The organism is Pseudocitrobacter sp. CD920760 (assembly GCF_057782505.1).
Genome location: NZ_CM173490.1, coordinates 3,969,318 through 3,987,125, shown reverse-complemented (window position 1 = coordinate 3,987,125; position 17,808 = coordinate 3,969,318). Strand labels below are relative to the sequence as shown.

The following is a 17,808-nucleotide window of genomic DNA, read 5'->3' as shown; positions in this document are numbered from 1 at the left end:
TTATTGGTGATACTGAGTCTCGCAGAATGAACGGAGGCAATATGTCAGGTTCACAACTGGCAACAAACTGGATTTGTATCGCCACTGCGGGTGAAACGGTCGATAAAAGAACCATTGAAGAACAATGGTTACTTGATGCCGCTGAATTATATGACCCCAACTTATATACCGCGCTGTTATGGCCGGAACATACCCGCAATTTCGGGAATATGGGGGAAGTGCTGGAAGTAAAAGCAGAGCGGGATGATGAAGGTATTCTTCGTTTATATGCCCGACTCTGTCCGGCTATTGCATTGCTTCAGGCGAATGCGAAAGGGCAGCTTTTATTTTTATCACCGGAGTTTACACCGGACGGGAATTTCAGAAACACCGGGAAAACCTATCTTGAGGGTCTGGCCATTACTGACAGTCCGGCCGGGGTAAGCACCACACGGCTACGTTTCAGCCGCACAAAGGGAAAGCGCATCGGCCCATATAAGCCGCTGGCGTTTGACGAAGTAAGGGAATTTAAAAGGGAAAAGGGAATGTCTAAAGCGAAAAAAGGCTGGCGTCATTTTTTCAGTATCGAAGAACCGGAACAAACTACTGAACCGGATCCGGTGCCATCTGATGCCATGCAGGCGCTGGCTGATGCGCTGGCCGCACTGGAAGACCGTGTGACGGCGATTGAAACGCGTCTTGATACTGCTGAAGAAGCCGTATCCGATGTGCAGGACGATGTGGAAACCGTGAAAGATGTGGTGGATACCGAAGATTTTGCGCGTCTGGTTGGCAACCTGCCGGAGCTGGTGAAGGGCTTCAGTAAGCTGGATGCCAAAGTTACTAAGCTGCCGAATAAGCAGTTCAGCAAGGGCAAAAAAGGCTTCAACTTCCTGTAAGGAATGATGCTGATTTTCTTTAAGGAAAATAAATATGCAATTGAATGCAAAAGCCCGTCAGTTTCTGCGTCAGTACCACACCGGGCTGCGTGAATCCTACGATGCCAGTGAAGAAGACCGCTGGTTTGCGTTGAGCGACCCGAAAGAAACCCAGTTGCGCAATGCGTTGATGGAGCAGTCTGATTTCCTGAATCTGATCACCGTTGCTGATGTTGACCAGTTACAGGGGCAGGTGGTGCCGGTCGGCAGTTCTGGACTGTATACCGGCCGCGTGCTGGATGGCCGCTTCCGTAAGAAAGTGGGCGTGAGCGGCAATGACTACAAGCTGGTCGAAACCGATTCCTGTGCTGCACTGACCTGGCAACTGCTTTCTGTCTGGGCGAATGCCGGCGATGAAAATGAGTTCTTCCAGCGCGTGCAGGAGTTTACCAACCAGTCTTTTGCGCTGGATATGCTGCGTATCGGCTTTAACGGTAAGTATGTTGCGGAAACCACTGACGCCGAGAAGAACCCGAACGGCGAAGATGTGAACAAGGGCTGGCACCAAATCGTCAAAGACTGGAAGGAGGGCCAGCAGATCATCACTGATGCGGTTGTGCTCGATGGCGACGGTAAAGGCGATTATGTGTCACTCGATGCGATGGCCTCCGACCTTATCAACGCCAAAATCCCTGCACAGTTCCGCAATGACCCGCGTCTGGTGGTGCTGGTTGGTGCTGACCTTGTGGCGGCTGAATCTTTCCGCCTGTACCAGAAAGCGGATAAGCCGACCGAGAAGATTGCCGCACAGCTGCTGTCTGACAGTATCGCCGGCCGCACGGCTTACGTTCCGCCGTTTATGCCGGGCAAACGTATGATCGTCACCACTTTGCCGAACCTGCACATCTACACCCAGCGCGGCACGCGCCAGCGTAAGGCGGAGTTTGTGGAAGACCGTAAACAGTACGAAAACAAATACCTGCGTAACGAAGGTTATGCGGTTGAGTATCCGGAACTGTACGCCGCATTTGATGAAAGCGCGGTAACTATCGGTGCACCTGTCACGCCTCCGGCAGGCGAGTAAGGGGAAATTGATGCAACTGTCACCGGCACAGCGCCACAGCGCACGAATTGAAGCGGAGCGGTTACTGCGACAGCAGCAGTCTCTGGACACGGAAACCAGCCTGCACATTCAGATTGTCGCGCTGGAGAAAGATGTTGCCGCGGCCGCAGCGATTGAAAGCCGTGCTGAGCGCATGGAGTTTAAGCGTGATGTGCTGCTACCGCGCTGGATGCCTACCGCGCAATCCTGGCTGGAGGGTGACAGTGTGCAGCAGAATCCTGTTTTTGCCTGGTGTGTTGTCTGGCTGTTTGATACAGGCCAGTTTGACCAGGCGCTGGACTGGGCGGATGTGGCCATCCAACGGGGGCAGGAAACCCCGGCCGCGTTCGGCAGTACGTTCCCGGTTTTTGTGGCGGATACGGTGTTGTCCTGGGCGGAAGCGGAAGCCGTTGAGGGACATGATGTAGAGCCGTATTTCAGCCGCACGCTGGAAAACGTGATGCAGCACTGGAATGTGTATGAGGTCATCAAGGCTAAATACCTGAAGTTTGCCGGTCTGCACCTGCTACGCGATGAAAACGGAGAGCCACGCGCAGCGGCAACGGAAGACAGGGAAGTATTGCTCCGGGCTAAGGAACTGCTGGAGCATGCGAAGGGATTCGACCCTAAATGTGGTGTCGGCACGATGTTGCAGCGTATCGCTGCGCGTCTGCGGGCGCTGGAGAAAGAGACCAAGGGAGTTTGATATGTCGTTTAAGCATGAGTTAGGCCAGGTTGTTGAAGTTTCCATTAGCGGTGAAGAGGGGCATATCAAAGCCCGCGCGGAATATACCAACAGCTGCAATCAGTATCTGATCCACTACCAGACTGCTGATGGCCGCGCATCTGATGCGTGGTTTGAAGAAGGTGAGATTCAGGCAGCAAAACGCAGCGAGTAAGACTACCGACCCGAAAGCGGGCGCGGTGGAGGGGATCGCATAAGCGTATCGCCCGTGGAAACCGGCCAGCCCGCTTTTTTCCGGAGAAACAGGATGTTCAGCGGAACCTCTATTGATTTTGATGATGCCATTCTGACGAATGATGGCTTCTGGCCAGACCTGAGCGTGAAGGATTTTCAGTCCCAGCGCACCATTCCGGCCGATATCGACGCGGCCACCATCCGCCAGGCGCTGCTGACCGCAGCCGGCGAAATCAATGACGATCTCGTTAAGGTTGCCGCGAAATATCAGGGCGATGGCCACACCAGCGCGGAGACCGTGCCGGGAGTGGAAATCGACGGCGAAAATCTGCTGTGCGCCCGCTACCGCAAGGCGGTGTATGCCCGCGCCAAAGCTGACCTGATGGGGGAGTTTGCGTCCATTGGGCGGCGTGAGAGCCATCCGGGGCAGGAGAGCGACGAAACCCGCTCCAGCCTGATTGCCGAATCCACACTGACGGTACGGCGTATCAAGGGGCTGAAACGTATTACGGTGGCCATGATATGAGCCAGCTGAAGCAACTGACCGATTTTCTCATTGCAAACATGCCGAAGCGTGCCATGCAGGGTTTTGACAGCCAGATGGACGAAATCACGTTTATTCCGGCGCAGCGGGATAACGGGCTGGGGCAGTATCGCCTTGCCATTATCCGCTATAACGCCGTCCTGACGTGGGAGCGATACCCCTATCGCGAGTACGATCCCAAAATCCTGATGGCGCTGTTTATGTCATGGCTGACGGAGGATGAGCGGGGGCTGCTGGAGGAAACCGGCATTGACAGCGAGCTGCCGGAGTTCGATATCGAAACCATCGACCAGGAGACGGCCATCATGGTGGTGACGCTCCCGATGGCGGAAGAACTGAATATGATCCCCGATCCCAAAGGTGAAATCCCTTTTGATGGCGAGCGCTGGCGACTGGCTGAGCCGGATATCTGGACGGCGGAGGAAGTGACCATTATCCCGCTTACTGAGGGGCAGCAATGATTCAGGGAGAACTGAATCAGGAGCAGTTCCGGCAGCTTCAGGCCGCGCTGGCCAGCCTGGAGCTACCGCCACCGAAGCGCCGCCGCCTGTTATGGCGCATGGCCAAATATGGCGTAGAGGCTGCGTCTAAGCGCAATGTGCGTAATCAGCAGTCCCCGGAAGGGGATAAGTGGCCGGCAAGGCAGACGCGGCGTAAGGGCAAGATGCTGCGCAACATGCCAAAACTTATCCGCATCCGGGAGATGCCGGAGACCGAGTCGGTCAGGCTTTACCTTGCCGGAGGTCATTACCGCAACGCAAAGGGGAAACTCTCTGCCGGCGTCGTGGGATATGTCCAGCAAAACGGGATGAGCGTCACCGTCAACCGTAAGCAGGTGGCAGGCCGTGAGCAGGGGGATAAACCTGCCTCACTGCGACAGGCGAAGCGCCTGCGCAAAGCCGGGTACAAAGTCAGGCGCGGTAAGCGCTGGCGCAAGCCCGGCTATAAGGAAATACAGGAAAAAATGACCGCCCGTCAGGCTGGTCTGCTTATCCGGATACTGGAGGATAAGCCGGTCAAAACCTCCTGGCAGATTGATTTACCTGCCAGGGCTTTTTTGGGTATTGGTCAGGATGATTTTAACAAAGCGCTGGCACGACAGCTTCAGGCTGTCGGGTTCGGTCTGGATGTTAACGCGCAGGATATCAGGGGGAGAACATGACCTGGCCAATTGTAACCGTTAACCAGGTAAACCAGTTGCTTGGCGAAACCAATGAGGTGGAGCGCACGCTGCTGTTTATCGGTACCGGAACAAAGAATGTAGGGAAGACGCTGGCCGTCAACGCGCAGAGCGATTTTGACACGCTCCTGGGTGAAGATGACAGCCCGTTAAAGAACGATGTACTGGCCGCGCTGGCAAACGCCGGCCAGAACTGGTGGGGATTTGTCCATGTGCTGGCCGCAGACAGTGAGCCGGACGCCTGGGTGGCGGCAGTTAACGCTGCGCAGGTGTCCTGTTCGGTGGAAGGGGTGGTGCTGTCGGATGATGTTTCCGCTAAAGCAACCATTAACCAGGCGGTAACGCTGCGATCGGAACTGACGGCGAAATATGGCCGCTGGGTCTGGTTCATTCTGGCAGTACAGGGGATGCAGGATGAGGAGGCGCAGGCCGACTATCTGACCCGCCTGTCCACGCTTCAGGAAGGTATTGCCGAGAAATCTGTACAGCTTGTTCCCCGTCTCTGGGGTAACGAACCGGGCGTTCTTGCCGGCCGTCTGTGTAACCGTGCTGTCACTATTGCCGACAGTCCCGCGCGGGTGAAGACCGGGGCGCTGCTGAGCATGGGTAGCGATGAGCTGCCGAAGGATGGTACCGGTGCGGTGCTGGAACTGGCAACACTTCAGGCGCTGGAAGCACAGCGCTACAGCGTGCCGATGTGGTACCCGGACTATGACGGTTACTACTGGTCTGACGGCCGTACGCTTGATGTTGAGGGTGGCGATTATCAGTCCATTGAAACGCTGCGTATTGTGGATAAAGCCGCGCGTCGTGTGCGTTTGCTGGCAATCGGCAAAATTGCCGACCGTTCGCTTAACAGTACACCGGGCAGCATTGCCGCACACCAGACGCTGTTTGCGCGTCCGCTGCGTGAAATGTCCACAGCGGCGAACATTAACGGCGTGTCCTTCCCCGGTGAAGTGAAGCCGCCGCAGGACGGCGATATCACGATCGTCTGGAAGACCAAAAAGGCGGTGGATATTTACATGGTGGTGCGTACGTATGAAGTGCCGCTGCAAATCACGATCAGCCTGTTGCTGGATGCCAGCCTGGAGACAAACTCATGACCAGACGTATTTCGGGCATGTCCTTCGACTTCTATATGGATGGCGAGTTGGTACATGCGGAGAAAATTTCGCTCGATATCACCGACAACACCGCCGCAGCGCAGACGCGCGGCGTGCCGGATGGCTGGGTGGATGGTGATGTGTCCGCCGAGGGTGAGCTGGAACTGGCTACTAAGGCGCTGGCCTCCATCAAAGCCCGCGCACAATCTGCCGGGTCATGGCGCGGCATTCCTGAGCTGGATTTTCTCTTCTATGCCAAAGCCGGCAACGAAGAAACCAAAGTTGAGGCGTTCGGCTGCAAGCTGCTGCTGAACAATCTTCTGGATCTCGATCCCAAAGGCGGGGCGCTGTCCACGCGAAAAATTAAGTTTCTCGTGACCAGCCCTAAATTTATCAACATTGACGGTATTCCGTATCTGGAAGCGGAAGCCACAGAAAACCTGATTGGATAAGAGGCAGGGATGCAGGAGTACGAAAAGGGATTTATTGCACTGGCCATCATGGGGGCGCTGATTGCGCTGGGAAAGATGCTGAACAGCGGTGAGCCGATTACCGTTCGTTTACTGGCCGGTCGTCTGATTGTCGGCAGTGCGCTTTCACTGCTGGCCGGCGTGGCGCTGTATGTGGTACCGGACATTCATCCGCTGGCGCTGGTCGGCATTGGTTCGGGGCTGGGGATTCTGGGTCTTAACGGTGTGGAGGCCTGGCTGCGTAAAAAAGGGATCGGCGGTTTTCTGAATAAAGGGGCAGGGAAATGACTCTGAGCGAAAAACAGCAGCTTTTCACCGTGATGGTGGCAAATCTTATTCAGTGGGCGGAAGAACACGGCTACCGTCTGACGTTCGGTGAAGCGTACCGCACGCCGGAGCAGGCCGCGCTGAATGCGAAAAAAGGCAGCGGTATCACCAACAGCCTGCATACCCAGCGTCTGGCCGTGGACTTCAATCTGTTCATTAACGGCCAGTATCAGACCAACAGCGCGGCATATCTGCCGCTGGGCGAGTACTGGGAGACGCTTGGCGGTTCGTGGGGCGGTCGCTTTAAAACCCGTCCGGACGGCAATCACTTCAGCCTGGAACATAACGGGGTTCGTTGATGGACAGGACGGTGGTCGGAATTGTGCTGCTGGCAGCGCTGGCGTTCGCCTGTGGCTGGACAGTGGCAGGATGGCAGCGGGATAGCATTGACCTGACCATCCGGAATACCGTCGCCGCCACGGGTAAAGAGCTGGCAGATATTTCCAGCTCGTCCGGTCGCCGGCTCGAAGAAAAGCTGGAGGCAATAAGGGAGGCGCAACCGCGTGAAATTCGTACCGAAGTGGTTAAGCCGGTGTTTACCAGCGTGTGCATGTCTGATGATTTTGTCCGCATGTACAACGAGGCCGCAGCCGGCACCGAACGTGCGTTATCAGGAAAATCTGCTGACTAAATGCGTCACGCAGTTGCCGCGCCTGAAAGGTACTCAGGGTAAAGACGCGGCGGAAATTTTAACAATTTACCCTGAACTGTATGGCCAGTGTGCCGCACGGCATAACCAGCTTGTTGATGAAATTAATTTAAGAGAGAGCGTTATTCATGGAAAAGATTAATCTTACTGTTTGTGGTCAGGATATTACCTTTGAGCCTAATCAGACGGCTTATAACAAGTTCATTAATGAAATGGCGATGGATAATAAGGTCGTGCCGGCGCACAATTATCTGACGCGTATTGTGGCGACAGAAAGCAAAGAAGCACTGGCCGATATTTTGAAACGTCCGGGCGCTGCGCTTCAGCTCGCGGGTAAGGTTAACGAACTCTATGCGCCAGAACTGGAAATTGAAGTAAAAAACTAACCCGACGAGTCCAGGCTATTGAAGAGAATGGACTCGAACAATATCTGATATTGCGTCGTTATTATCTCCCTCACGGGGAAGATACCGTGGATGATATTTCCGCTGCTATCTGGCTGGATAATCGTCACTGGGAATATATGCGCGTTGCGGTGGCTAACGGAATTAGCACGGCATTTAAAGGCACGGAATGAAACAATTAGATTTTACATTAAGCCTGATTGATAAACTGACCCGCCCGTTAAAACAGGCGCAGGGCAGCGTGTCCGGCTTTGCTGAAAAATCAAAGAATGCCTTTAAGCAGATTGGTGCCGGCTCTCTGGCCATGTGGGGCGTTGCTCAGGCCATTCAGGGGGCATTGTCGCCGGCAATTGAGATGTATGACGCGCTGAACGATGCCGCCGCGAAAGGGATTGATGATACCTCACTGAAGACCGTGCAGCGCGATGCGCTGCGCTTCAGCATGACCTACGGTGCCAGTGCTGTGGAGTTCGTGAAGTCTACGGAAGACATTAACGCCTCTATTGCCGGCCTGAGCAATACCGAGCTGCCAAAGGTGACGAAAGTCGCCAATACGCTGGCGTTTGCCATGAAATCCACCGCTGCCGAAACCACGGAATTTATGGGGCAGATGTTCGGCAACTTTTCCGCTGAAGTGGCAAGGCTGGGGAAAGTCCCGTTTGCCGAACAACTGGCGGGCAAGATGGTGTACATGCGCAAAACCTTCGGTACCGAGATGGGAACCATCAAAGACCTGATGGAAGGTGCGCGAGGCGTCGGGACGAACTACGGCGTCGGGATGGATGAACAGCTGGCGGTACTGGGGCAGCTTCAGCGTACGCTGGGAACGGAGGCCAGCAGCGCCTACGAAGGCTTTATGACCGGTGCGATTGATGGCGCTAAAAAGCTTGGACTTTCGTTTACCGACGTGAACGGCAAAATGCTGTCCATGCCGGACATGCTGACGAAGCTTCAGAACAAGTACGGTAAAAGCCTGGATGGCAACCTGAAAGCGCAGGCGGAGTTGGATGCCGCCTTTGGTGACAGTTCGGCGGTGGTCAAGCAACTGTATGGCAATGTTGCCTTACTGCAACGCAATATCACCGAGCTGGGCGGTGCTGACGGACTGAAGCGCACGCAGGAAATGGCGGCGAAAATGGTGAAGCCGTGGGATCGCTTTGTGCAAATCCTGAAAGCCATTCAGACGGTGATTGGTCTGACGTTGATCCCCGTACTGTATCCGGTGCTGAACCGGCTGGCCGACATGGGGCAGACCTTTGCCCGCTGGATGCAGATGTTTCCCAATATCGCGCGCGTTATCGGGTATGCCACGCTGGCATTGCTGGGCTTTGCTGCCGTGGGCGCAAGCGCCAATATCGTGATGGGGGTCTCTAAATTCATCATTATGGGGCTGACCGGCGTATGGCGCTTGCTGGTCGCTGTCGTGAAGTCATACACCCTTGTTATCTGGCTGGCACAGAAAGCCGTTCTGGCCTGGAACATTGTGCTGAAGACTCTGCGTGGCGTGTTGCTGGCGGTGCGTATGGCCGCGATGCTGGCTGGTATCAGTATCAACCTGATGAGCTGGCCGGTGCTGCTGGTCATAGCGGCCATTGCGGCGCTGGTCGTGGGCTGCTATCTGTTGGTTAAGCACTGGGACGCCATTAAAGCCGCCGTTATGGACAGCTCCGCCTTTAAGGCTGCTGCGGAGGTTGTGAAGTGGCTGGCGGGTGTGTTCGGTTCAGCCTGGGATTCGATTGTCGCCGGCTGGAACAGCTTCATCGCGCTGCTTACCGGTTTTTCTCCGTCAAAGGCGTTAAGCGGTATGGCCAGCGGTATTGTGACGATGTTTGATAACATCTGGCAGACCATAAAAGGCGGGTTCCTGAAGTCCTGGAACTGGATTGTCGGGAAGCTCAATAAAATCCCCGGCGTGGATATTGAGCTATCACCTGTCGTGACTCCCGGAAACAATAAAACTGCGGCCGAAGTTATTCCGCCAGTGATGCAGAACAATTACGCAGGTAATACTCAACAATTATTGACAACAAATACCCTTTCAACCGGGGGGCAATTAAAAGATGTTGACCGGGGCGGTATCAGTAGCACTATCAGCAAAAATTCAAAATCTGTAACGGACAACAGCAAAAAGATTGGTGAAGTGCATTTCCATACCAAAGAAGCACTTTCACCTGCTCAGCTAATGGAATGGCAGGAGCTAAATTAATGAGTGATGTGCTTTATATCGACCTGCTTATTGAGGGGCGTAATTTTGTGCTTAATACAGGTAGCGAGCCTGAATTGTGCAATAACCGAAAAAGTATCGGGCAGGATGTTGTGCATTCAATTATCGAAAGCGGGCTGGCCACGCAGTTAATTGCCGAACGTAGCCCGACCTTACGCGCAGATATTTTTACTCAGCTGGAGCTGCTTGTTGAAAGTGACGATCGCATTGTGCCGGGTACGGTGGAAATCAGCGAGGAAAGCACCAGACGCCTGTGGGTGACAGCCGGTACGTATGATTTTGGCAGTATTACTTATCAGGTGAATCTATGACGGAAAAGCCGCAGGTCGATTTTGAAGAAGTGGTAAAAACCAGCGGGATGCCGACCACGGAAGATGAGGTGCGCACCCGTTTTAACACCGTTGTGGCCGATGAAGGGATGATTACCAATACGTCCCGCATGTCGCCATTCTGGCGGCTGATTACGGCGATTGTGACCGCGCCGGTGATGTGGCTGAAAGATGCGCTGGTAGCGGTGGTGCTGCCCGGTATGTTTGTGGCCACGGCCACTGGTCAGATGTTGCGCCTGCTGGCATGGGCGGTAAACGTTACGCCGAAGCCAGCCAGCGCAGCCGAGGGTGTGATCCGCTTCTTCAAAGAAGACGTTAAGCAGGCGGTGACGGTGAAAACCGGCACGGTAGTTCAGACGGAGCGTATCAACGGAAAAGTCTATGCCTTATCCACCGTTGCGGATGTAACGCTCCCATCCGGTACCGCCAGCGCTTTGCTGGCAGTAAAAGCGACGGGAACGGGCGGGGCGTACAACCTTGCGCCGGGATACTACCGTATTCTGCCGGTGGCGGTGGACGGTATCAGCCATGTGGCCAGTGAAGAAAACTGGCTGACGGTGCCAGGCGCTGACGAGGAGAGCGACGACGAACTGCGCGAACGCTGCCGCAATCAGTTCAACCTGGTGGGAAATTATCATACCGACGCGGTTTATCGTTCGATGATTGCCGGTGTGGCCAGTCTGAGCATTGACAGGATTTTCTTTGAGCATGACGCGCCGCGCGGGCCGGGTACCGCGAACGCGTATCTTCTGCTGGACAGCGGTGTTACTTCTGACCCGTTTATTGATGCCGTAAACGACTATATCAACACGCAGGGGCATCATGGCCACGGCGATGATATGCAGTGTTTTGCCATGCCAGAAACCCGTCACGATCTGATTGTGACGGTCTGGGTCAAAAATCTGAGTAACCTGGAACAGGATCAGCGTGACAGCCTGAAAGCGGGGGTTGAAAACCTTATCCGCTGCGCTTTTCGTGAAAATACGGACTATGACGTGAAGAAGACGTGGCCATACTCGCGTTTTTCCTTTTCACAGCTGGGGCGGGAGATCCATAAGACTTTCCCGGACACGGATTCGCTGGAATTTTCACTCAAAGATATCACCAGTGAACTCAGCGTGCCGCGACTTAACGCGCTGACGGTGGAACTGAAAGATGAATGATTTTCTGAATAAACTGGCCAGCATGGTGCTGCCGTCCTGGATGGATAAAGGCGAGCCACAAAAGCTTCTCAAAGTGGCGCAAAAATTCTGGGCGGACGTTTACAGCTGGATTACGTGGCCGCTGCGTCAGTTTGACCCGCTGACCTGCAACGAAACGATACTGGGTCTTATCGCATGGGACAGGGATATCAGCCGCTTTAACGGCGAACCGCTGACGCTGTTTCGCCGGCGCGTTGCTTTCGCCTTTGTGAATGCGGCAGATGCCGGTTCCGTTGAGGGGTTTATCAATATCTTTGACCGGCTGGGGATTGGGTATGTTGAACTGATGGAGCGCCAGCCGGGTATTGACTGGGATGTGATACTGGTTCGAGTCACCGACAGTCAGATATCGGATAACACTGAACTGATGATCCAGATTATCCGGCAGTATGGCCGCACATGCCGGCGCTATCAGTTTGAGGTTATCACCTCTGAAAATTTATCCATCCGTGCAGGATGGGATCAGGGCGAATATGTGGTTTATCCGGCGAAGATTGCCGGCACGGAAACCAGCAGCGCGACATTCAGCGCGAGCTTACAGGGAGAGTAGTTATTATGTCACAGACCGCTATCACGCTGGCGTTTGAGCAGTGGAAAGCGCAGCAGGCTGCTACGGGTGAACCTGTTCTGCTTGATGAGTTCGTTTTTGCACTGGTGCCGGGGCTTGACCCGGATTTGCCTGTCGATCGCAGTGAAACGCTGCCACCTGCTGCGCAAATTGTTCACCGCGAATCAGTCACCCGTAAAGGGGTGGTAAATGAAAATGCTGTTGTGCATTCGGCGGTGTTGGGTGCGGATGTGGGTGATTTTTCCTTCAACTGGATCGGGCTGACGAATAAGGCCACCGGTACGCTTGCGATGATTGTTCATGCGCCGGAGCAGCAGAAATTAAAGACGAAAGAAGGGCAGCAGGGTAACGTCCTGACCCGTTCTTTCCTGATGGAGTTTACTGGTGCACAGGCAGAAACGGCCATTAACACGCCTGCTGAGACCTGGCAGATTGATTTCACAGCCCGTATGGCGGGGATGGACGAGCGTCAGCGTCTGGAAAATATCGACCTTTACGGTGCCGGTGCATTTTTTGATGATGGCTATCTGGTGGCCAAAAGCGGCGATCAGTACTTTGTCACGAAAGGGACGGGGTATGTTGCAGGACTGCGTTCTGTGCAGGCAGCTAACCAAAACATCACTGTAACCACAAAACCGGTCAAAGTCTGGCTGGATGTGTGTTGGTCAGGCGCACTGACCAGTGTCTGGTCGGTACAGAGTAAGGTGACAGTGGCCGCTAACTTGGTGGGGTACGAGCAGAACGGCGTGAAACATTATGTTTTTGCGCTGGCCAGCATTGATGCCAACGGGAATATCACTGATTTGCGGCCGAAAGGTACACTTGATAACCAGCAGGCAAATAGTAGCTACCTGGTTAAGAGTAAAAATCTGTCCGACCTGACTAATCTGGTGACAGCCCGTAAGAGCCTGGAGCTTGGAACTGCTGCGACCGCTAACCGCCAGACCAGCTCAACGGATAATACTGGCGGGGCACTCATGATGAATGGTGCATGGGGAGTTGGTGGTGTGGCTCCGAATGTAGATGCCTCTGTTGGCGGATTGTATACAGCAGGCGCAGGGAATCCGGATAATCCTGACGGCATGGGATATGCACAACTCTGTATCGCGCCGTCAGGTTATTACTCTGTTCGTCTGGCGATTCAGTATTCTGTAACATCGCCTGCTGTCTATGTCAGAACGATATTTGGTGATGATAAAAATGCCTGGTTACAGCTGCTGACAACCAACATTGCCGATGGAAACTATCTGGCGAAATCTAAAAATCTGTCAGATTTAACGAATGCTACGACCGCTCGTACTAATCTGGGACTGAAAAACGCTGCAACACAGGATGTTGGAACTGGCGCCGGAACGGTAGCGGCGGGCAATGACAGCAGAATCGTTAATGCATTACAACGTGAGAGTAATCTCTCAGACCTAAGCAACGCAGGCACAGCACGTAACAACCTCGGATTAGGCTCAGCTGCGACCCGCGATGTCGGTACGGCGGGAGGGAATGTCATGCAGGTTGGGGCGTGGGGGTGGGGAGGGCTTGCACCCAGCTCCCCAACAGATGCAATTACCAGTGTCTATTTTGGCGGTGTTGGTACGGCGTATGCACCTGATAAAAATCGCGGTTTTTCGTATTTAAATATTGGTGTGTCAGGTACATATCGAACACGACTTGCAATGGATTATGCCAACCAATCGGCACCACGTCTTTTTTATCAGAATATCGCCGGGACGACGTATAGTCCGTGGTTCGAACTCTATCACACAGGCAATAAGCCGACTGCCTCTGATGTTGGGGCTGTTGATGGTGTACAGCTTGGCGCTGAGGTTACTGTAACGGCGACCACTCTGATAAATGGCGACAGGACAATAAGGGCACCGGCAGGTTCTTTTATTTCTGGGATTGTCGATATTAATTCACAAAATCCGGAGGTTAAAGACTCTGACGCCATTATTACCAGGCCACTACAGATTCGGGTTAATGGTGCCTGGCGAACCGTTTCTCAGCAGTAGGACAAGAGAATGAAAAATAAGAATTTTACCGCATATACCAGGAGTGGAGATAATCCGCACAACATTGCTTATTTACGTGATGAAGATGGGAATGACTGGTACGAAAATCAGGCAGATTTTAAAAGTGGCACTCTGAAAATAGCGTATGACGCGTTGGGAATCATTCGCTCGCTGACTTACAACGTAGAATTATTATTTCCAGTAGGGTTATCTGTTGCAGAAATTAATAATGTCGCTGTTCCTGACGGCATTTCTATCAATGGCCAGTGGAAATATAACGGTAAAAAAATAATTCAGATGCCAGTTGATTATATTGCGATAGCAGATGCTGAGAAAACTCGACGTATTCAGGCTGTGACAGAGGCTATTGCCCCGTTACAGGATGCTGTTGATTTAGATATCGCCACTGACCAGGAGCGTGCCTCGCTGCTGGCTTTGAAAAAAGCCCGTGTGCTACTTAATCGGGTTGATACTTCAGATGCTCCTGACATTGAATGGCCAGAGGTGCCATGTGATGTGGCGTGAAGCTAAGCTGGCCTTTAACGACAGCGTAACGGCTATCAATTGTACGGTTGTGCCGGCGCATCCGTGGATATACGGACTGGGGCAGCAGACCGAGAATGGTGCATATCTCAGCCCGGTTAACGCCATTTCTTACCTGGCTGAAAAGCTGGCCGGGACGGGCGGAAACGCTGATGTGATCATTATGATGGTTGCTGGCCAGACGCATGACAGCTTCATAAACAGTCTTAATCAGCTGGTTGATGTTTTTCCGGCGCCAGCTTTCACTCAGGTAAAGCGCCTGGCGCTTTCTGCGGCAGAACTGGCGATGGAAAAGATGCAAATTCCGGCAAAGTACAGCGCCGGGCTGGCTGATGTGCTTCCACTGTCAGTACCAACCAGTCGGACAGCTCTTGCCGCAGCGGCAGTCAAGAAAGCACAGGAAGAAGCGGCCGCAGTGGTTGATATCGGGGCGCTTAAGAAACAACTCGACGACTTTACCCGTCTGCGCGATGGTCTGCTGGGCGATATTGCCGGTGGACTGGCTGATTTACAGGGGAAAAGCGCCAGAGCCTGGGTATTCACTGCCAGCGGTGATTTGGGTACCACATTGCTGGATCTGGTAAAAGGCATCCCGTTGCAATCGGCGGTTTACTCTGCGGCCATGATGCTGACTGGCGATAATCTCGATGGCATAAAAGGAATGATACATGACCTCGAATCCGACGCTGGCGCTTAACGGAGAAGCGATCCAGCTGAAAAACATGCGTGTAACGATAACGCAGCAGTTTCAGGACAAAGACCAGTCCGGACAGACCAGCTCTACCACGAAGTCCGAGCAGGGCATGAAGGGTAAAGAGCTGCGCGTATCCGGCGAGGTTCCATTCAAAAATAAAGAGATATTGCGCCGCATCTTTGAGCTGGCCAGCGCCACTGATGCCAGCGGCCAGCGTCAGAAATACCGCGTCGCCCATGAGCAGGCGCGTGCTGTCAATTTTCGTGAAGCCACCTTCACCGGCACGCTGGATGCCCCGCAGCAGGACGGGAAAATGTCCTGGCTGGTGACATTTACGCTGACCGAACATATCAGTGTTCAGGAAAAGCGTGAGGCGAGGGCAAGCAGTAAAGTGTCAGCGAAAAAGCAGGGAAGCTCTTCCAGTGGCGCTGCCGGTGGGGCAGGTCAGTCCGCTGATGAAGATGATGAGAAAATGACGTGGTTTGAGCGCAAAGTCCTGAAACCCGTTAACGATGCACTGGGGTAAGGATGAAACCGATAAAACGGCTGTACCTGTCAACGGACGAGGTACATCTTGCTGATGCCAGTCTGGTGCTGGAGCTGAACGCCTGCGGCCGGGGATTCATTACGGCCGAAACTGACCAGGACTATACCGGCAAGCTGGTACGACTTAATGTCGGGTATACCGACCTTCTTTTGCGGTGGTTTACTGGGTATGTGGAACGGTCGCAGCCGGCTGATAACGGCTTCCAGCGGCTTTTTGTTCGTGAGCTGGTTGGTGTGTTTGAACGCCTGTGGCCATGCTCACTTCAGCACCCGACACTGCGCAGCGTGGCCAGCTGGCTGGAAGAGAACAGCGGCATTACGGTGATGGTACCCGATGCCGGTTACGCTGATAAACCGATCCCCCACTTTACCCACAGTGGCAGCGGGTACCAACTGCTGAATAATCTGGGTAAAGCCTTTGGCATTACGGATTACATCTGGTACCAGTTACCGGATGGCGGGCTGTATGTGGGAGGCGCAGAAAAGTCCCTCTTTGCCGGTAAACCGGTGGATATCCCGGCCGGGTTCAGTCAGGGGGCTGCTGGCGGCAATACCATGACGTTACCGGTTGTCCAGAGCCTTCGGCCTGGGGTTGAAATGAACGGCGAGCGTGTCACAAAGGTTCATCTGACCAATGATACAATGGCCGTTACCTGGACACCTCGTAACCGTGCAACTGGCCAGCCATTGCAGAAATCACCGATACAGCGACAGATTGAAAGCCATTTTCCGGAGCTGGCATCCGGGCTACACCTGCCGAAGTTCGCCAGGGTCATAGCGCCTACAGAGGCCGTAAAGAGTGGCAACTTTTCGGATCCTTTCCGTCCGCGCTATGCCGTGGACGTGCAGCTGCTAGACGCAGACGGTAAACCCGACGCGCAAACACCCGTTTATTCTGCCGTTCCACTACCGGTACCGATGGCCGGTAATGATTCCGGCATGTACCAGTTTCCGCCTGAAGGGACGCTTGTCGAAGTCGCTTTTACTGACGGCCGGCCGGATAAGCCATTTATCCGCCAGACCGTGCCGGATGGTACCAGCCTGCCGGATATCAAACCCGGTGAGCAGCTCCAGCAGCAGCGGGCTGAAGTCTCCCAGCGCGTGACGCGAGCCGGGGACTGGGTGCGGCAGACTGATCAGACAATCAGCGAAACATCGATGGCCAGAACGGTTAAGGCCGATACTGAAAGCCGGGAACTGGTGAGCCGTGAAACGACCATCAAAGCTACGGATAAAACCAGCGTTATCGGCACGTCCACGCTGATGGCTGGAGCCATTCAGCAGGTTAGCACCGGCAAGTTCAGCCAGGCGATTCAGGGTAGCCGGCTGGCCACTGTCGGCGGCAGTGATGAGCTGGCCGTGACCGAAGACGTCATGGTTACGGCTGGAAAAAACCTGACGGAGCAGATTGGCCAGATTCGAAAAAGCGTTGCGGCCGTACAGCAGCAGATTATCGCGCCGGTAGTGTGGATAGGTTCCAATAGTATAAATGTGGCGCAGCTGATGCTGGATACGCTTGATGTGGTCAAGCAGCTGGCAGAACTGACCGCCAGCCATACGCATAGTAATACTGGCGCACCGACGAACGCCGGCGACATTCGCAGCACCGGCGCACAAGCCGATACACTGAACGGTAAATACTCCCCCGTAATCGGCAAGTAACACCTCATCCTACCCGCTCATCGTAGCGGGTTTTTTTGTTCCCCTATCAAACGCCACAGAACGCTCCCAGCGCAGCGCATCATTACACCCAGGCAAACACCTCCCAGCACTCAGCGCAGCGGCGCACGCCTGCGTCTGTGAATCCTGACGGCGACGAAATAACGGCGGAAGTGACGAAAACGGCGCTACACCGCACCCGCCTGCGGTTTTCGTGTTGAGAATGATTTCAGTTTTTCCGGTGGTTCAAAATACATCGGCAGGCCGCGCCAGCGCTGGGGCTTTGACGTAAGATCCCAAACTGAAATGTGTGAAACAGATTTCAGAGATTTCAGTTTTTGGACGATGGCCAGCTAGTCGCCTCAGAAGGGAAAGTCTTGCGCCATACGGTGTCAGGTGTGATTACGTAACTTTTTACGTAACGGTCGGAGCGGGATCTCGTTAGCGCTTAAAAACAGAGAGCCGTTGCTGGCGCGGGT

The 17,808-nt window shown here is 54.1% G+C and carries 24 protein-coding genes; all 24 read left to right on the top strand.

Annotated elements, in window-relative coordinates:
- The first annotated feature begins 41 nt into the window (after window positions 1-41).
- The 24 genes from AC1MKH_RS18685 to AC1MKH_RS18570 all read left to right on the top strand — a co-directional run bounded on the left by AC1MKH_RS18685 (window position 42) and on the right by AC1MKH_RS18570 (window position 17,332).
- Entirely contained in the window at window positions 42-878 is an 837-nt protein-coding gene (locus AC1MKH_RS18685; protein ID WP_240828239.1) for a GPO family capsid scaffolding protein, read from the top strand.
- A 34-nt stretch (window positions 879-912) separates the two neighbouring features.
- Window positions 913-1,941 (top strand): phage major capsid protein, P2 family, encoded by a 1,029-nt coding sequence (locus AC1MKH_RS18680; RefSeq protein WP_276219215.1) that lies wholly within the window; start codon window positions 913-915, stop codon window positions 1,939-1,941.
- 10 nt (window positions 1,942-1,951) lie between these two features.
- Window positions 1,952-2,665, top strand: coding sequence for a phage terminase small subunit (gene gpM / locus AC1MKH_RS18675; RefSeq protein ID WP_276219213.1), 714 nt, complete (start codon window positions 1,952-1,954; stop codon window positions 2,663-2,665).
- A gap of 1 nt (window position 2,666) precedes the next feature.
- Window positions 2,667-2,858: a hypothetical protein gene (locus AC1MKH_RS18670; RefSeq protein ID WP_276219212.1), complete on the top strand. Its 192-nt coding sequence runs from the start codon at window positions 2,667-2,669 to the stop codon at window positions 2,856-2,858.
- Window positions 2,859-2,951: 93 nt separating this feature from the next.
- Window positions 2,952-3,404, top strand: a complete 453-nt coding sequence (locus AC1MKH_RS18665; protein WP_276219210.1) for a head completion/stabilization protein — start codon at window positions 2,952-2,954, stop codon at window positions 3,402-3,404.
- On the top strand, window positions 3,401-3,883 hold the full coding sequence (locus AC1MKH_RS18660; protein WP_222200847.1) for a phage tail protein: 483 nt from the start codon (window positions 3,401-3,403) through the stop codon (window positions 3,881-3,883). Before AC1MKH_RS18665 ends, AC1MKH_RS18660 begins: the two co-directional genes overlap by 4 nt.
- On the top strand, window positions 3,880-4,584 hold the full coding sequence (locus AC1MKH_RS18655; protein WP_276219208.1) for a hypothetical protein: 705 nt from the start codon (window positions 3,880-3,882) through the stop codon (window positions 4,582-4,584). Before AC1MKH_RS18660 ends, AC1MKH_RS18655 begins: the two co-directional genes overlap by 4 nt.
- Window positions 4,581-5,708, top strand: a complete 1,128-nt coding sequence (locus AC1MKH_RS18650) for a DUF2586 domain-containing protein (protein ID WP_276219206.1) — start codon at window positions 4,581-4,583, stop codon at window positions 5,706-5,708. The genes AC1MKH_RS18655 and AC1MKH_RS18650 overlap by 4 nt, the downstream gene beginning before the upstream one ends.
- Window positions 5,705-6,160: a phage protein gene (locus AC1MKH_RS18645; RefSeq protein ID WP_148244191.1), complete on the top strand. Its 456-nt coding sequence runs from the start codon at window positions 5,705-5,707 to the stop codon at window positions 6,158-6,160. Before AC1MKH_RS18650 ends, AC1MKH_RS18645 begins: the two co-directional genes overlap by 4 nt.
- Before the next feature lie 9 nt (window positions 6,161-6,169).
- Entirely contained in the window at window positions 6,170-6,466 is a 297-nt protein-coding gene (locus AC1MKH_RS18640) for a phage holin family protein (RefSeq protein WP_086626643.1), read from the top strand.
- Entirely contained in the window at window positions 6,463-6,804 is a 342-nt protein-coding gene (locus tag AC1MKH_RS18635) for a M15 family metallopeptidase (protein ID WP_276219203.1), read from the top strand. The genes AC1MKH_RS18640 and AC1MKH_RS18635 overlap by 4 nt, the downstream gene beginning before the upstream one ends.
- Entirely contained in the window at window positions 6,804-7,136 is a 333-nt protein-coding gene (locus AC1MKH_RS18630) for a hypothetical protein (protein WP_276219201.1), read from the top strand. The genes AC1MKH_RS18635 and AC1MKH_RS18630 overlap by 1 nt, the downstream gene beginning before the upstream one ends.
- Complete coding sequence (locus AC1MKH_RS18625; protein ID WP_276219199.1) at window positions 7,108-7,296, top strand: hypothetical protein; 189 nt, start codon at window positions 7,108-7,110, stop codon at window positions 7,294-7,296. Before AC1MKH_RS18630 ends, AC1MKH_RS18625 begins: the two co-directional genes overlap by 29 nt.
- Window positions 7,283-7,540 (top strand): putative phage tail assembly chaperone, encoded by a 258-nt coding sequence (locus tag AC1MKH_RS18620; protein WP_202560984.1) that lies wholly within the window; start codon window positions 7,283-7,285, stop codon window positions 7,538-7,540. Before AC1MKH_RS18625 ends, AC1MKH_RS18620 begins: the two co-directional genes overlap by 14 nt.
- A gap of 86 nt (window positions 7,541-7,626) precedes the next feature.
- Window positions 7,627-7,731 (top strand): DUF6890 family protein, encoded by a 105-nt coding sequence (locus AC1MKH_RS18615; protein ID WP_488451008.1) that lies wholly within the window; start codon window positions 7,627-7,629, stop codon window positions 7,729-7,731.
- A complete protein-coding gene (locus AC1MKH_RS18610) occupies window positions 7,728-9,764 on the top strand; it encodes a phage tail tape measure protein (RefSeq protein ID WP_276219197.1) in 2,037 nt (678 codons plus the stop codon). The genes AC1MKH_RS18615 and AC1MKH_RS18610 overlap by 4 nt, the downstream gene beginning before the upstream one ends.
- Entirely contained in the window at window positions 9,764-10,093 is a 330-nt protein-coding gene (locus AC1MKH_RS18605) for a DUF2590 family protein (RefSeq protein WP_276219195.1), read from the top strand. The genes AC1MKH_RS18610 and AC1MKH_RS18605 overlap by 1 nt, the downstream gene beginning before the upstream one ends.
- A complete protein-coding gene (locus AC1MKH_RS18600; protein WP_276219193.1) occupies window positions 10,090-11,274 on the top strand; it encodes a baseplate J/gp47 family protein in 1,185 nt (394 codons plus the stop codon). Before AC1MKH_RS18605 ends, AC1MKH_RS18600 begins: the two co-directional genes overlap by 4 nt.
- Window positions 11,267-11,863, top strand: a complete 597-nt coding sequence (locus tag AC1MKH_RS18595; RefSeq protein ID WP_276219191.1) for a hypothetical protein — start codon at window positions 11,267-11,269, stop codon at window positions 11,861-11,863. Before AC1MKH_RS18600 ends, AC1MKH_RS18595 begins: the two co-directional genes overlap by 8 nt.
- Window positions 11,864-11,868: 5 nt before the next feature.
- On the top strand, window positions 11,869-13,887 hold the full coding sequence (locus AC1MKH_RS18590; protein WP_276219189.1) for a phage tail-collar fiber domain-containing protein: 2,019 nt from the start codon (window positions 11,869-11,871) through the stop codon (window positions 13,885-13,887).
- Between the two features lie 9 nt (window positions 13,888-13,896).
- On the top strand, window positions 13,897-14,412 hold the full coding sequence (locus AC1MKH_RS18585) for a tail fiber assembly protein (protein WP_276219187.1): 516 nt from the start codon (window positions 13,897-13,899) through the stop codon (window positions 14,410-14,412).
- Window positions 14,402-15,127 carry a hypothetical protein gene (locus AC1MKH_RS18580; protein WP_276219185.1) on the top strand — a complete coding sequence of 242 codons (726 nt, stop codon included), beginning with the start codon at window positions 14,402-14,404 and terminating at the stop codon, window positions 15,125-15,127. Before AC1MKH_RS18585 ends, AC1MKH_RS18580 begins: the two co-directional genes overlap by 11 nt.
- A complete protein-coding gene (locus AC1MKH_RS18575; protein WP_276219184.1) occupies window positions 15,099-15,650 on the top strand; it encodes a baseplate complex protein in 552 nt (183 codons plus the stop codon). Before AC1MKH_RS18580 ends, AC1MKH_RS18575 begins: the two co-directional genes overlap by 29 nt.
- A gap of 2 nt (window positions 15,651-15,652) precedes the next feature.
- Entirely contained in the window at window positions 15,653-17,332 is a 1,680-nt protein-coding gene (locus tag AC1MKH_RS18570) for a hypothetical protein (protein WP_276219181.1), read from the top strand.
- Window positions 17,333-17,808: the final 476 nt, after the last annotated feature.